Origin of the sequence: Metabacillus niabensis, from assembly GCF_902829255.1 — a bacterium.
Lineage (GTDB): Bacteria > Bacillota > Bacilli > Bacillales > Bacillaceae > Metabacillus > Metabacillus niabensis.
Genome location: NZ_CADEPK010000012.1, coordinates 1 through 15789, shown reverse-complemented (window position 1 = coordinate 15789; position 15789 = coordinate 1). Strand labels below are relative to the sequence as shown.

The window sequence follows — 15789 nt, the reverse complement described above, 5'->3', positions numbered from 1 at the left end:
ACCAAGATTTCATGCTCATTATGTATTTTATCTTTCATAATGAATAGAGCCGAAATAGCTCGGCCCTATTCTTTTACTCCTCTTCGCGATCTCCATCCTCAATAACGCCAGCTAGTTTATTTGTAAACTGCTCAGCTGCATTGACACCCATTCGTTTTAATCGATGATTCATTGCTGCAACCTCAATAATGACTGATAGGTTTCTTCCCGGACGAACAGGAACTGTTAATTTCGTAACATCTGTATCAATAATTCTCATTTTCTCTTCTTCTAAGCCGAGTCGATCATACTGTTTATTTTGATCCCATAGCTCAAGATTTATGACAAGTGTAATTCGTTTAAAGCTCCGAACAGCACCTGCACCAAATAATGTCATGACATTAATGATTCCTAAGCCACGAATCTCTAATAAATGCTCAATAAGCTCTGGAGCACTTCCGATTAATGTATCTTGATCTTCTTGTCTTATTTCAACACAATCATCCGCAACAAGTCGATGTCCACGTTTTACAAGCTCTAACGCAGTTTCACTCTTACCGACACCGCTTTTCCCGATAATAAGCACGCCAACTCCATAAATATCAACTAATACACCATGAACAGCTGTCGTTGGAGCTAGCTTCCCTTCAAGGAAATTAGTTAAATGACTAGATAATCTAGTTGTCTTCATAGGTGAACGCAATACTGGGACACCTTTGCGATTCGATGCATCAACTAATTCTTCAGGCGCTTCCATTTCTCTCGTAAGAATAATTGCAGGAGTAATATCTGTACAAAGCTCGTCCATACGGTGTTTTCTTTCTTGTGGTGTTAATTGTAAAAAGAAGGAAAGCTCAGTTTTCCCTAGCAATTGTACTCGTTCTTTTGGATAATATGTAAAAAAACCCGCCATTTCTATACCAGGTCGTGAAATATCACTCGTTACAATTGGCCGATTAATTCCTTCTTCTCCACTGATAACTTCAAATTTAAATTTATCAATTAAATCCTTTGTCCGAACTGTAGGCACGGTTTATCCTCCTTTTTTAATAAGGTCTCATTTTCCCCTTATCATTGTATTCCTGTATTTTTCTAGTAAGAAGACTCATTTTATATTTTAGCATTTGTCTATCGGTTTCCAAAATATAAATTGCTTTATTCAAAATAAATTACAAAAATTACCCACGATCTCTTTTATTTATGTTACCATTAAAGCACTTATAATGAACGGAGGGATCCTGATGATTGTTAACCAACCTTTAAAAAACGGTAACTAAATACGTTTTGACTCTGTTTTCCTTCAGAGAACTTGGATTGGTCTAACTATCATCAGAAACCTTATTATAGATAAAAATGACGAAGGGATAGGACAAATCTATCCTCTTTTTTATGCCCATATATAGACACTTCACGATACCAATCCATAGCCTTTAGACAAAAGACAGCAGTCATTTAAAAAGGAAAGATAATCTTAAAAGGAAGTGATTGCATGAACAAGGATCAGGTTATTGAAATTGCAAGAAAATATCAATTAAATGTCGTAGCGGAGTCAATTGTCTTTAACGAATCTGGATTAGATTTTCTCGTTGCCTATGCAAAAGATCATCATGGTGACGAATGGGTATTAAGACTTCCGAGACGTATGGATGTCATGCAGCGGACAATAATAGAGAAGAAGGTTCTCGATCTTGTCCAAGATGATGTCCCATTTGAAACACCAAATTGGTCAATATATGAAAAGGATATTATTGCATATAAAAAATTATCAGGCGTACCTGCAGGGACAATTGATCCAAGCATTCAAAATTATGTTTGGGAAATCAATCATGAAAATGTCCCAGAGCAATATCACAAAACACTCGCAAATGTATTAGCAGCATTGCACACGATGCCAAAAGGAAAAGCACGAGAGGCTGGTCTTCTTATTCAAACAGCAGAAGAAGCAAGAACTTCTATGATCGAACGGATGGAAAAGGTGAAGTCTACATTTGGCGTCAGTCAATCGCTATGGGATCGCTGGCAAGCATGGGTAAAAAATGATGAAATATGGCCAAAGGAAACAGGTCTAATTCACGGTGATGTTCATGCAGGTCATACATTAATTGATAAACATGCAAACGTTACTGGTTTAATCGATTGGACCGAAGCAAAAGTGACAGATGTTGCAAATGACTTTGTCTTTGAATATCGCGCATTTGGAGAAAACGCTCTTGAGAAGGTTCTGCATTATTACAAAGAGGCTGGAGGAATATACTGGCCAAGGATGAAGGAGCATATCATCGAGCTTAATGCAGCCTATCCAGTTGCGATTGCAGAATTTGCGCTCACCTCAGGATTAGAGGAATACATGGAAATGGCGAAGGAAACATTAGGAGTAAATAAATAGGTGATGAAGCGCATGTGGTCAATGAATGATCACATGCGTTTTTTTATATTTCTCCGCTACTTTCATTAAATAACTCCCTATATAAAAGATGAAAAATGAAAGGAGTGAATGAAATGAAAATAATGATTGATGCAGGACACGGCTATGAAACACCTGGAAAACGTACCGTTGATGGGATGAGGGAATATGAATTTAATCGTGCAGTTGCCAATGAAATGAAGAAGCTTTTACATCGTTATTCTGGTGTGACAACTCTTTTTTCCCATTCAGATAAGCAAGATGTACCGCTTTATGAACGGACAAAAAAGGCGAATCAAGCCAATGTTGATTTATTTGTTTCCATCCATGCAAACGCCCATGGGAATGGGAAGGAATGGACATCAGCCTCTGGGATTGAAACATATGTACACTCAAGCAAACCAAAAACGGCATTCGCACTTGCTAAAATCGTCCAAGCTGAGCTAATTAAGGAGACAAAACGTAAAGATCGCGGTGTAAAAACAGCAAGCTTCCATGTTTTAAAAGAGACAAAAATGACAGCAATTTTATGTGAATGTGGATTTATGACAAATAAGGTCGAAGCACAATTGCTTAAGGAGCAAGCCTATCGACATGCTTGTGCAACTGGAATAGTCAATGCGATTGTAACTTTCTATAAGCTAGTAGAAGGGAAAGGGGCTCAGCATACTGACACCCAAAAGCTATATAAGGTTCAAGTAGGCGCCTTTTCTGAAAAGGAAAATGCAGAAAAGCTTGTAAACGAGCTAAAAGGAAAAGGATATCAAGCATTCATCTCAAACTAGCAGGAGAGAGGCTGTCTAAAATGTTACAGCCTCTCCTTTCATTTTTTATTTACAACGTTATCCTTCCCAATTTTCCGATACAGCTTCACGTCAAAGTAAGATGAAGCAATCATTTTCTCTGACTTTGTTACATCAATATCCATTGTAAATTGGTCCTTTTTTGGATATTCATTAGGACTGTAATAAAAATATTGATCCAAATATGGTGAGTATGTCTGTACATCAATCGAATTTGTTTCCTCATCAATATGAAGGAGGCGTATAAACCCACCCCCACCTTGTGGCGCTTTCTGATAATCTGCTAATAGCTGGTACACCTTCCGATCGGTGATACCGTCGAGATTATCATCTACCTCATCAACTAGCATTTCACTTCCATGATAATGACCTGATAAAACAGCGACGACATTTCGATTAGGCACAACGACCTTTTCAAAAAGCTCATTCCCTTTTCGGCTTCTCTCCCCGTCTTTTTCAAGATATTCATGAAAGGCTAAAATTGCAGTCCGATCAGCATAACGTCGTAATACGTTATTCATCCATATGATATCTTCCTTTTTCACTTTCCAGCCCATATATAAGAATAGATACTCTTTTCCATTCACAGAAACGAGGTCATAGTGACCACGATTGTTTTCATAAGCCTCACCGTAATATCGCTTTCTTTGAAATCGTTCCTGACCAAAATACTCCTTATATTTTTTAAAATCACTTCCAACATCATGATTCCCAGGTAATACTCCGTATGGAATTTTTGCGACATCCAACGTATTTAAATACGTACTCGCTCGCTGCCATTGTTTTTCATCATTCCCTTTATGAACAATATCCCCTGTATGAAAGACATACTCTATCTTCATTTCTTCTTTATTTTGCGCAATCCATTCTGTAACGGATTTGAACACAGATGGATAATTTTGTGCATAATATTGTGTATCAGACATCCAAACAAAGGAATAATCATACTTCTTTGTCGGAATGATGATCTGATCCTGAACAAGAATACTTAGCCTTTGATGGTGAAGATAATCACGTGCACTAACCGCTGCTTGAATGGTTACCTCATTCTTTCCAGCAATTGTATCTGCAAGCTCGACCCACTTTTTCTTCATATGATTCCAGCCAAACATCGTAATTTTTCTCCCTGGCAATGATTTCCCTTGCCAACTTACGCTTAAACGATCAGTAGGTTTCGCTTCTTCTTTAATCAAAACATCAAAGCGATGGTACGGATATTTTGATAAGGATTTCGTTTTCGTCCCTTCACTATTTCCTTTTGTAAGTGAACGATATTGATTGTCAGAAAATTCTTTTTCACCCTCAGGCTTAAAGTGAATTGGGGGTTCTGTTTTCGAAAGATTTTCACTAATTTTTATTTTATCGAAAGCGGAAGAATACTCATCAACTTGAAAATAATCTGGAATTATTGAGGATTTCGTTGCATAAATAAAAAAATTTGTTGAAAAAAGCGAAGTAAAAAGAAGCATGATATTCGTTATGATTACTAATAAAGGATATTTCATACTCATCACCTATCATTAGTATGAGCAGGAACGGTTGTTTTTACTAAATAAATAAGAATCTGTCAACTTATACGGATAATTTGTCATCTTTTTTAAAAAATCTCTCAACTTTACTATAAAATCTGTCAACTTTTCATTATAATCTGTCATTCGACATCATTAGACATAATGAAAAAGCGGGAGCCTAACCCCCGCTTTATTTATCCTTTTGTAAAGGCTCAATAATTGCCTTTTGGATCATTAGATTCAGTAATGCCATCACGATAGCAGCCAAAATTGCGGCACCAAATCCATCGATATTAAAGGCATCTCCCATTAAACCTTCTGTTATCATTAATGTTATCGCATTAATGATAAAGAGGAAAAACCCTAATGTTAGAACCGTAACAGGTAAGGTTAACAAAATGAGAAATGGCTTAACGAGAACATTTAACACAGATAATATAAAGCTCGCACCAATAGCAGCCCATATTCCACTTAAATAAAACGAGTCAAAGTAGCCGGCGACAACAATTAAAATGAGGGCATTAACAAGAATGCTGATTAACCATCTTTTTAACATCTATCTAACATCCGATTCTTCCGGGACAATAAAGACACATGCTAAGTAAATGAGAATCAGCGGGAAAAATCCTGTTGGAAACAATAAAATAATAAACGCGATTCTCAATATTGATGGATCAATGCCAACCATTTTAGACAAGCCACCGAGTACACCTGACAGTTTTCTGTCTGTACGAGACCGGTATAATTTTTTCAACGTCATATCATCCTTACGTATTTTTTATTGAAATCGAACCAACCTTTGAGTCTGCAAATACCGATAAGGTTGTTTCCTCCGCTGTACGGAACTTTAACTCTTTTTGGATTGTATCATTTTTCTCATGAATAATCTCCGCATCCTTTACATGTGCTGCAAGTGTGCCGAGATTTGATCGCAATTCACCTATTACTCTACATTGTTCTGGTGTATAAATATCGATCGTTCCCGTTGTTGTTTTTGCATAAATGGATTCACATGCTGGGTCTGTTAACGTTAGCTGCAAATTACCGTTAAAGCTTTGTGCATCAAGCTTATTAGTTGAACCAGTAAATTGGATAAGCCCAGTTATTGACTCAGCCTCTACGTTGTCAAAGTTTGATTGACTAAGCTTAATCTGACCATTTGCTGTTTCAAATTCGCCTTTTTTCCCGTTAACACCCGAGAATGAAACGACTCCATTCGCCGTCTTTGCTTTCAAGTTGTCTACTTTTAAATCTTCCCCTCTTATTGGCCCATTAAACAGCTTGATTTTGATTTGTTCATATGTTTGCTCAGGGATAAAGATTCTAACATTGATTTTCATCGTTTTTTTCTCGGTATGGAAAATAAGACGATTCCCTTCAATGACACATTCCACTTCACGTAAAAATTGCTCTCTTGCTTGTTCATTATTTTCTACTCGATACAGCTTTGCATCACATTCAATACGAACATCACTTTCATTCCATGGTTGAATATTTATACTACCATTTGGAATATTGATATCTATATCGTGAAACTCAACATGTTGTAGCTGATAAATATGATGGACATCAATTGATTTTCCAAAATTTAAATCAAGATCAATATCCTTAACCTTTTTGACAGCAGTATCAACCCAATCCATAAGCTTAGCCCCTAATGAGGATTGCTTGTCATGAAATTGCTTTTCCTTATTTTCATACTCCCCACCAATGACCTCTGTAGATAGAGCAGAAATCTTCTCTTTCTGTACCTGATGTTCACTTTCTAATGCTTCAATTAATGTTAAGGCTTCCGTAGCTGATAGCTTTCCCTCTTCAACTAATTTTAAAATTCGTTGTCTTTGTTCCTTCATTACGATCTCCTCACAATCATGATAAAGTTGTTAAAAGCTTAATTCCTTTTACAATATTCCAAATCACAACAATTAGATTAATAATACCAATGAGTAAAAAGCCACCAATAACTAATGAAAACATAGCTGCTTCTGATATATATGAAAGTCCACTATAAATAATCATCCCTATCAAGCTGATTACTGATAGAAAAGGGATAATATGCGAAACCAATGCTTTTTTTGCATGTGATTTTACATCAGTATGATCAACAATAAAGTAAATAGCGATCGGCAATAGAAATGGTGCAAAAAACACACTAAAATAATTTAGCGATGCGATTACTTTATTCTGCTTATCCATTGTTCCTTCACTCTCCTTATATTTTAATACGAAAGACAGTAGGAGGAGGTTTCATTTTTAAAAACAAAAAAACCCACAAATATTTATGATGTGGGTTTTACCTTACATATTCTTTTTCCTTCACATTGAGCTTCATTATAAAGGTTAATTAATTCATCCAAAATCATGCTTAAGCGCATCGCTTCTTTTGAGCGGTATCCATAATCCTTACTAACCTGAAACAACTTCATCCTTGTTGGCTCAATCAATGCCATTTGGAGATATTCTCTTTCCATCTCAAACCCCTTCAAAATTTCTTCCATTTTATTGTAAAGATTATTCCTAATAAGGTCAATTCATTTGATAAATTTTGTATATACATGTCAATTTATGGTACAGCGATTTACTTGGTCATAAAGCTTTGTCATATTGGTTAAAATACCTTCTGACAATTCGCTAAGGACATCAATTGATTCCGACTTATTATATCTTAATTGCTTTACAATATCCTTAAACAGTAATTCCATATCATCTAAGACGGCCATTGCTGCTAAATTATAAAGATGGATATGATGATAGTTCGTCTGACTAAACAACGCACTATCTACATATGGTCTAAAATTATGTGCCAATGTCGAAAAGTTAACGATGAGACGTCCGATACCATCATGAATCCCTTCAATTGTTAACCTCAGCTCATCAAGTGGAGCTAATGCACCATTGACAAAGCCTTTTATTTTATCGTCGTAATCTGTAAACAGGCTAATCAACTTACCTGGAAGATTTCCATGTAACAATGAAACAGTTAACCCTTTCACAGACGAGATGAGAGCTTGAAGCGCTGATTCAATTAAAGATAGAATAAGTTTAATGCCTGTTAAAAGTGGAAATAGCTTAATGTGTATTTTTTGTATGAAAACGGCATATACAATATCTAAATGCAATTCCTTAAATTTCATTCCTTCCTGAAGATAAGGAGATTCCTCTATTGTAAACACCTTTGAAGATTGAGCAGTAGATGTAGTTGTTCCAGGTGAGTGACCATTTTTTATTGCGTGAGAAATCGCTTGATCAGCTTGCGCAAATTTATTTGCTGTACTCGTTACTTCCTTAGCAAAATCAGTGACTTGCTCAAGTACAGTTTCCTTATTTTTCATAATAATGCCATAGTGAGCACGAAGCTCCCCAACAACAGCGTCAGCCCACGAGTTTGTCCCGCCAACAAATAATTCTGTGATTCCTTCAGAAATAATCGATTGAAGCGTATTAGATAATTGACTAACATTCGCTTTTAACTCATCCAAATGATTTCGCGCTGTTCCAAAAATGGATTCGACACTTATATTTTGATTAAAGACATGCTCAAGTAATTCTACAGGCGGAGAATTCAAAATAGCATTTAATGATAGACACTTTGATTCCGCTTTATTCAGCAAAGTATGGAGAAAATCAATTTCTAAGATTAAGAGATTTTCAACTGATGTAAGTCCCATTAATAATCGATCGCCTGCTAATTGGTCAAATAGATCCTCAAAAATATCCTGAAGCTTATGAACTCGTTCATAAAACTGATTACTTTCTTCCTCAACGATTTCATTGGAATTCTCTAGATAACCCCCAGATCTGGAAATCTTCACCGCTACATCTTCAGACAATGCATTTGCGAGCATATCAAGATTTCCTTTGTCCATGACAATTTTCCGTGAGCTCCCCCCACCATGAAGCGACTCACCTGTCCAAATACTTGTGATGACATGAGAATCTGCATCAACGTAAATAACGTCATCACCTACTTGATAATACTGCCGACCATCGTCTTCACGTAAATAGCCTGTATGGTTCGTTGACAGCTTATCAAATTCGGGAATTCCGTTATTAATACGATACTGAACACCAGGAATTCGGTTACCTAATCCTAGTGATTTTTCTGTCGTTGTCAAAACATCGTATGCACTTAAATAGTTCGTAATATTATTAAATTCCTGTGATTCATCGATCATACCATCTGGCAAGATTGCAGGGTTTAATGTTACTGCTTTAACGTCTGGATGTTCCACTGCGACTGAATTCGTTAGACCACCTCCGAGTGAATTACCAGTGATGGAAGAGATTTCCCCAAACTTTTCTTCCATTTCATTAAAGTAATCACGTGCAGCTGTGATTTGGTCTGGTGTTAGTTTACTTAGGAGTTGTGCGTCTGTGATGAGGTCCTGCTTGCCGTTCTCTGCTGTTGCGTCTGTGCCGACGTAGATGATGGTGTATTCATTGGTGTACGTGTTTTTTACAGTTAATGCATCAAGTCCTGTTTTATCCCTATAAATTGTATCTACTACTTTATACTCCTTATTGTTTACTATAAAGGTGTCATCCTTAGGTGGATATAAATAAGCTTGATAACCAGCTAGTTCTACTAAATCCGTATCTAATGTGTACTTAATAGTATTATTTACTTCTTGATTTTTTACAATATCACTCAATTCTATCACCTCACCGCCACTATTCTCTGACTATATAATTAGGATCGATTATTTCTAAAGAGTTATCTTTAATACCTATCGCTGTCAATTTATCAATAAGATTATCGTTAAGTGTTACACTATATGAGCCTTTTGGTATATTTTGCAATACCTCTATATCCTTGCATAATTGATTAAAAATTTCTTCGCTAGGCTGCTCATTTTTTTCACTCATGTATAATTGAACACTAATTGTTAATCTTTTCGGTTCAAAATTACTACTTTCGAATACTTCTTTTAATTCATTTATATCTATATTAGGGTTTTCCATATAAGTTTTATAAAGTTTCTCCAACGCCACATCATGGATAGAAGTTGAAATGAAATAGTATGGGGTCATGAACCCAACTCCCCCTACATTCTCCAGTGACTCAGTAGTTCTACCTATCACCTCTCCTTTACTCACTAATTCTTCAATGTAATTGTCTAATTGAGCAAATTCTTCTTTGAAAATTTGGTAATATAACCCTCCTTTTATTGCATCCTCTACTTGCCCCTCTTGGGTAAATACTCTATCCAACTTGACCTCATTATTTTTTTTATCAATCGGCACAACTGCATATGTATAAAAGTGAGGCACCCCCACTGATTCAACAAATACTGTTGCCGCATCCTGCGAACCTACAACATTATGTACCTTCACTTCTGTTTTATAAGTATCGATAAAAAACTTTTGCACCGCTTCTGAAATTTCTTCTTTGTGGTCTTTGGCGATTTTATCTGTTTCTTCCCCATTACGTGGCATGTACCCTTCACCTGTATAGTCCTGGACACTTACATATCTTTCATCTTGATTATCCTTTTCAGTTGTTTCCGTTGAATTAGAATTTGTATTTTCTTTTGAATTTTCCACGCTTACACAACCTCCCAATAGTAGCATTGTGCTAATGCTGCCTATGACCAGTTTCTTTGTATGTTTCAAATCGAGTCCTCCTTGTTGGAACGAACTTTAAGTTTGCTTCCTGATTTCCCTTTCATATTGTATAGGATAAAAATTGGTTTTTCATTGGATATTAAACAATTATTGTAAATTAGAGTTAAAAACAGGATAAACGTATTAGATTGTTGTTGTTAGTAGTGACATTTTTACTAAGTGGAGTTTTTTGAGGAAGTACATTTGTTTGTTCTCTCATTTGCATGATATTGAAAAAATTTTTTATTATGTTTTGCTCAAAGTACAGTTACGAGCATTAAGAAAAGAGCACCTAATTAGATGCTCTCCTCTTCTACTGCACAATTTCTTCTTTTTCCTTAATCAACTTCTTCATCCGTTCGCGGTCACGTTCAATGACAGGACGTAAGTATTTCCCTGTGTAGGATTGTTCAGTTTTCATAATGACTTCTGGTGTGCCGACCGCAACGATGGTTCCACCTTTGTCTCCACCTTCTGGTCCAAGGTCGACGAGGTAGTCAGCTGTTTTGATAACATCTAAATTATGCTCGATGACGAGGACAGTGTCGCCATTTTCGACGAGTCGTTGGAGAACCTTCAATAGTCGAGCAATATCGTCTACATGGAGACCAGTTGTTGGCTCATCAAGGATATACATTGTTTTCCCATTCGAGCGTCTGTGCAATTCTGATGCAAGCTTCACCCGTTGTGCTTCTCCACCCGATAACGTTGTTGCTGGCTGTCCTAATGTAATATAACCTAGGCCGACATCTAAAATCGTTTGCAGCTTTCGTTTGATTTTTGGGTGATTTTCGAAAAAGCTAACAGCATCTTCTACAGTCATATCAAGGATATCTGAGATATTTTTACCTTTATAGGTTACCTCAAGTGTTTCCCGATTGTATCGTTTTCCATGACAGACCTCACATGGCACATACACGTCTGGAAGGAAGTGCATTTCGATTTTAATAATTCCATCGCCGCGACATGCTTCACAACGGCCACCCTTCACATTAAAGCTAAAACGGCCTTTTTTATAGCCACGTACCTTTGCTTCATTTGTTGCCGCAAATACATCACGAATATCATCAAATACACCAGTGTACGTTGCTGGGTTTGATCGTGGTGTCCGTCCAATTGGAGATTGGTCGATATCGATAACCTTCTCTAAATGGTCTATCCCTTTAATTTCTTTAAACTCTCCAGGCTTTGCTTTTGCACGATGAAGCTTTTGTGCCAGAGATTTATGAAGAATTTCATTTACTAGCGTACTCTTTCCAGACCCGGAAACTCCTGTTACAGCAATAAACATTCCTAATGGAAGCTTTACGCTAACATTCTTCAAATTGTTTTCCTTTGCCCCTTTTATTTCTATAAATCGGCCATCTGGCTTTCTACGCTCAATCGGAAGTGGAATAAATTTCTTCCCTGATAAATATTGCCCAGTTATTGAGTTTTCATTTGCAATTACTTCTTCGGGTGTTCCTGCTGCAATAACCTGACCACCATGAACACCAGCACCTGGACCAATATCTATCAAATAGTCGGCTGCAATCATTGTATCCTCATCATGCTCAACAACGATTAATGTGTTTCCAATGTCACGCATACTTTTCATCGTTTCAATGAGGCGATCATTATCTCTTTGGTGCAAACCAATTGACGGCTCATCTAATATGTATAGCACACCTGTTAAGCGCGAGCCTATTTGCGTAGCTAAGCGAATCCGTTGTGCTTCTCCGCCAGATAATGTACCTGCTGCACGACTTAATGTTAAATATTCGAGTCCGACATTATTTAAAAATCCTAATCTCTCACTAATTTCTTTTAAAATCAAGTTTGAAATTTGCATTTCCTTTTCAGAAAGTGAAAGTCCTCTGAAAAATGCTAGCGACTCTTGGACAGATAGCTTTGTAATTTCACCAATATGCTTTCCGTCAATTAATACAGCTAATGTTTCCTTCTTTAAACGATACCCTTTACATGTTGGGCAGTTTTTTTCAGCCATATATTTTTCCATTTGTTCACGAATATAATCAGAGGTCGTTTCCTTATAGCGTCGCTCAACATTCCGAATAACGCCTTCAAATTGAATATAGTTTTCTCTAACTTGTCCAAAGTCATTTTCATAGCGGAAATAAATTTCTTCCCCATCACTGCCGAAAAGAACTTTATCCAATAAATGTTTTGGAATGTCCTTTACAGGTGTATCCATATCGATCCCGTAATGATTACATACCGCTTCTAATAATTGTGGATAGTATTGAGAGCTAGTCGGTTCCCATGGAGCAATCGCACCTTGATGAAGGGTTAGCTCTTTATTAGGGATCACTAAATCTAAATCAACCTCTAGCTTTATTCCAAGACCGTCACATTCAGGGCAGGCACCGAATGGGCTATTAAAGGAAAACATTCTTGGTTCAAGCTCACCGATCGAAAAGCCACATTGTGGACATGCATGATGCTCACTAAATAACAGCTCCTCCTCACCGATGACATCTATGATAACCTTACCTTCACCTAGCTGTAGAGCTGATTCAAGCGAGTCTGCTAATCGGGAGGAAATTCCCTCCTTAACGACAATACGGTCAATAACAACCTCAATCGAATGCTTTTTATTTTTTTCTAATTCAATCTCATCTGAAAGCTCGAGCATTTCTCCATCAACCCGGACGCGGACGTAGCCTTGTTTTTTAATATCCTCGAACACTTTAACATGTGCGCCCTTTCGTCCTGAGATGACAGGGGCAAGAATTTGTATTTTTGTTCGTTCTGGGTACTCTAAAATACGGTCAACCATTTGTTCTATTGTTTGTGATGAGATTTCGATCCCATGATTTGGACATGTCGGATGTCCGACTCTCGCGTAGAGCAAGCGTAAATAATCATATACTTCTGTAACAGTTCCAACGGTCGAACGTGGATTTCGACTCGTTGTCTTTTGATCAATTGAGATCGCTGGTGATAGCCCTTCGATCGAATCGACATCTGGTTTATCCATTTGTCCAAGAAATTGACGGGCATATGCAGAAAGTGACTCTACATAGCGACGTTGTCCTTCCGCATAAATCGTGTCAAATGCTAGTGAGGACTTACCTGATCCAGATAAACCCGTTAGAACAACGAGTTTATCTCTTGGAATTGTAATATCAACATTTTTTAAATTATGGGCACGTGCTCCCTTTACAACGATATGTTCCATTGCCATAATCGTTTCACCCTTCCGCTTTAAGCTCTAAAATTAAATCACGAAGCTCGGCAGCACGTTCGAAGTTCAATGCCTTTGCCGCTTCCTTCATTTCTGCTTCCATATCGGAAATAACTTTTTCGCGTTCCTTTTTCGGTAATTTTGTGATTGTTTTTGATACAGATGTTTTGTATTCTTCCTGGTCCTCTGCTGCCATTGTTGCCCGGATCGCCTCGCGGATTTCCTTTTGAATCGTTTGTGGCGTTATTCCATGCTTCTTATTATAGGCCTCCTGAATTTCACGGCGACGCTTTGTTTCATTAATCGCCAATTCCATTGAGTTCGTTATTTTATCAGCGTACATAATGACATGACCGTTTGCATTACGTGCAGCACGCCCAATCGTTTGAATTAGCGAGCGCTCTGAACGTAGGAAGCCCTCTTTGTCTGCATCTAAAATCGCTACTAGCGATACCTCTGGGATGTCTAGTCCTTCCCTTAACAAGTTAATACCTATAAGAACATCATATTTTCCAAGCCGAAGCTCGCGAATAATCTCAATCCGTTCTAATGTTTTGATTTCTGAATGAAGATAATTAACTTTAATCCCGATTTCTTTTAAATAATCGGTCAGATCTTCAGACATCTTTTTCGTTAACGTTGTAATGAGAACACGTTCATTCTTCTCAACTCTTGCTTGTATTTCTCCAATTAAATCATCAATCTGACCTTCAATTGGTCGAACATCTATTGTTGGGTCAAGCAACCCTGTAGGTCGAATGATTTGCTCAATCATCTTCGGTGTATGCTCAATTTCATATGGGCCTGGTGTTGCTGATACGAAGACGATATTTTTTATATGCTTTTCAAACTCTTCAAATCGAAGCGGACGGTTATCCAGGGCAGATGGTAGACGAAAACCATGATCAACCAACACTTGCTTCCGCGCCTGGTCCCCATTATACATCCCGCGAATTTGTGGAATTGTCACATGGGATTCATCAACGACAATCAAAAAATCCTCTGGAAAGAAATCGAGCAATGTATATGGAGTTGAACCTGCAGGACGAAGTGTTAAATGTCTTGAGTAGTTTTCAATTCCTGAACAGAATCCCATTTCACGCATCATTTCCAAATCATAATTAGTCCGCTGTTCAAGGCGCTGCGCTTCAAGAAGCTTGCCGTTTTCACGCATTTTTGCTAATTGCTCCTCAAGCTCTGCTTCGATATTTTTAATCGCCTTTTGCATCTTTTCCTCGCGTGTAACGAAGTGAGATGCCGGGAATATCGCAACATGCTCGCGCTCACCTAAAATCTCACCAGTTAACGCATCAACCTCGCGAATCCGATCAATTTCATCACCGAAAAACTCGACGCGAATACATTGCTCGTCTTTAGATACAGGGAAAATCTCGACAACATCACCGCGAACACGGAACGTTCCTCTGCGAAAATCAATGTCATTGCGCTCGTATTGAACATCAACCATTTTTCTTAATAATTGATTCCGCTCAATCTCCATTCCTGTACGTAATGAAACAACGAGCTCCTTATATTCCTCTGGTGAACCGAGACCATAAATACACGATACACTGGCAATAATGATGACATCCTTCCGTTCAAATAACGCTGATGTCGCTGAGTGACGCAGCTTATCGATTTCATCATTAATGCTAGCATCCTTTTCAATAAACGTATCTGTTTGCGGAACATAAGCTTCCGGCTGATAGTAGTCATAGTAACTTACAAAATACTCAACTGCATTGTTAGGAAAAAATTCTTTAAACTCACTATATAGCTGTCCAGCTAATGTTTTGTTATGTGCAATAACCAAAGTTGGTTTGTTTACTTCTTTTATAAGGTTGGAAACCGTAAATGTTTTACCCGTTCCCGTAGCCCCTAATAATGTTTGGAATCGTTTCCCCTCGTTGATTCCTTCAACTAATGACTGAATTGCTGTAGGTTGGTCACCCTGTGGCTTGTATTTCGAGACTAGTTCAAATTGATCCACACAAAAGCCTCCATTCAGAAAGTTTCAATAGTAATAGTTTACCACATTTTGTAGAAAAATCACCAAAAATACGAACTTTAGTTCGCATTAAATTCATGTTTCAGCTTTAAGTCTGTTAAATCTATGTATTCAGCTTGATTCATCCTTGAAATCTGTCAAGTTTGCCAATAAATTTGTCAACTTTTTTGAAAAATCAACCGACTTTTTATAGTTATTTGTCAACTTCTAATAAAAATCTGTCAAACTCGAAAAAAACAAAGAAAAAGAGCACCACATGGGTAGCTCTTTATAAGTATTGCTATATTTTTAAT

General features: G+C 37.4%; 13 protein-coding genes. 2 read left to right on the top strand and 11 right to left on the bottom strand.

Annotated elements, in window-relative coordinates; all coding sequences use genetic code 11:
* Positions 1 to 73 precede the first annotated feature (73 nt).
* Entirely contained in the window at positions 74 to 1009 is a 936-nt protein-coding gene (hprK, locus tag HU235_RS02735) for an HPr(Ser) kinase/phosphatase (RefSeq protein ID WP_095297136.1), read from the bottom strand.
* Between the two features lie 459 nt (positions 1010 to 1468).
* Here hprK and HU235_RS02730 point away from each other — a divergent pair, with 459 nt between their 5' ends.
* Both HU235_RS02730 and HU235_RS02725 read left to right on the top strand, forming a co-directional pair.
* Positions 1469 to 2365, top strand: a complete 897-nt coding sequence (locus tag HU235_RS02730) for a macrolide 2'-phosphotransferase (protein WP_174879271.1) — start codon at positions 1469 to 1471, stop codon at positions 2363 to 2365.
* Between the two features lie 113 nt (positions 2366 to 2478).
* Complete coding sequence (locus tag HU235_RS02725) at positions 2479 to 3168, top strand: N-acetylmuramoyl-L-alanine amidase (RefSeq protein ID WP_095297132.1); 690 nt, start codon at positions 2479 to 2481, stop codon at positions 3166 to 3168.
* 38 nt (positions 3169 to 3206) lie between these two features.
* Here HU235_RS02725 and HU235_RS02720 read toward each other — a convergent pair whose 3' ends face one another.
* From HU235_RS02720 to uvrB, 10 genes are all read right to left on the bottom strand, one after another.
* On the bottom strand, positions 3207 to 4691 hold the full coding sequence (locus HU235_RS02720) for a metallophosphoesterase (protein WP_174879270.1): 1485 nt from the start codon (positions 4689 to 4691) through the stop codon (positions 3207 to 3209).
* A gap of 196 nt (positions 4692 to 4887) precedes the next feature.
* Positions 4888 to 5253: a phage holin family protein gene (locus HU235_RS02715; RefSeq protein ID WP_095297128.1), complete on the bottom strand. Its 366-nt coding sequence runs from the start codon at positions 5251 to 5253 to the stop codon at positions 4888 to 4890.
* The gene (locus tag HU235_RS02710; RefSeq protein WP_095297126.1) at positions 5254 to 5451 is read right to left on the bottom strand and encodes a PspC domain-containing protein; all 198 of its coding nucleotides are present in this window, start codon (positions 5449 to 5451) and stop codon (positions 5254 to 5256) included.
* Positions 5452 to 5464: 13 nt separating this feature from the next.
* On the bottom strand, positions 5465 to 6550 hold the full coding sequence (locus HU235_RS02705; protein ID WP_174879269.1) for a DUF4097 family beta strand repeat-containing protein: 1086 nt from the start codon (positions 6548 to 6550) through the stop codon (positions 5465 to 5467).
* A gap of 16 nt (positions 6551 to 6566) precedes the next feature.
* Entirely contained in the window at positions 6567 to 6893 is a 327-nt protein-coding gene (locus HU235_RS02700; RefSeq protein WP_095297279.1) for a DUF4870 domain-containing protein, read from the bottom strand.
* An 83-nt stretch (positions 6894 to 6976) separates the two neighbouring features.
* Positions 6977 to 7168 carry an aspartyl-phosphate phosphatase Spo0E family protein gene (locus tag HU235_RS02695; RefSeq protein WP_170944187.1) on the bottom strand — a complete coding sequence of 64 codons (192 nt, stop codon included), beginning with the start codon at positions 7166 to 7168 and terminating at the stop codon, positions 6977 to 6979.
* A gap of 87 nt (positions 7169 to 7255) precedes the next feature.
* Positions 7256 to 9349: an SA1320 family protein gene (locus HU235_RS02690; RefSeq protein WP_174879268.1), complete on the bottom strand. Its 2094-nt coding sequence runs from the start codon at positions 9347 to 9349 to the stop codon at positions 7256 to 7258.
* A 19-nt stretch (positions 9350 to 9368) separates the two neighbouring features.
* On the bottom strand, positions 9369 to 10310 hold the full coding sequence (locus tag HU235_RS02685; RefSeq protein WP_233452117.1) for a DUF1672 family protein: 942 nt from the start codon (positions 10308 to 10310) through the stop codon (positions 9369 to 9371).
* Positions 10311 to 10614: 304 nt separating this feature from the next.
* Positions 10615 to 13488, bottom strand: coding sequence for an excinuclease ABC subunit UvrA (gene uvrA / locus HU235_RS02680; RefSeq protein WP_095297118.1), 2874 nt, complete (start codon positions 13486 to 13488; stop codon positions 10615 to 10617).
* 7 nt (positions 13489 to 13495) lie between these two features.
* The gene (gene uvrB, locus HU235_RS02675) at positions 13496 to 15478 is read right to left on the bottom strand and encodes an excinuclease ABC subunit UvrB (protein ID WP_174879267.1); all 1983 of its coding nucleotides are present in this window, start codon (positions 15476 to 15478) and stop codon (positions 13496 to 13498) included.
* Positions 15479 to 15789: the final 311 nt, after the last annotated feature.

Excerpts from the sequence above, each read along its gene's own strand:
- HU235_RS02725 (WP_095297132.1), top strand. The coding sequence starts at position 2,479 with ATGAAAATAATGATTGATGCAGGACACGGCTATGAAACACCTGGAAAA.
- HU235_RS02715 (WP_095297128.1), bottom strand. The coding sequence starts at position 5,253 with ATGTTAAAAAGATGGTTAATCAGCATTCTTGTTAATGCCCTCATTTTA.
- HU235_RS02705 (WP_174879269.1), bottom strand. The coding sequence starts at position 6,550 with ATGAAGGAACAAAGACAACGAATTTTAAAATTAGTTGAAGAGGGAAAG.
- uvrA (WP_095297118.1), bottom strand. The coding sequence starts at position 13,488 with ATGGCAATGGAACATATCGTTGTAAAGGGAGCACGTGCCCATAATTTA.
- HU235_RS02700 (WP_095297279.1), bottom strand. The coding sequence starts at position 6,893 with ATGGATAAGCAGAATAAAGTAATCGCATCGCTAAATTATTTTAGTGTG.
- HU235_RS02720 (WP_174879270.1), bottom strand. The coding sequence starts at position 4,691 with ATGAAATATCCTTTATTAGTAATCATAACGAATATCATGCTTCTTTTT.
- HU235_RS02730 (WP_174879271.1), top strand. The coding sequence starts at position 1,469 with ATGAACAAGGATCAGGTTATTGAAATTGCAAGAAAATATCAATTAAAT.
- HU235_RS02695 (WP_170944187.1), bottom strand. The coding sequence starts at position 7,168 with ATGGAAAGAGAATATCTCCAAATGGCATTGATTGAGCCAACAAGGATG.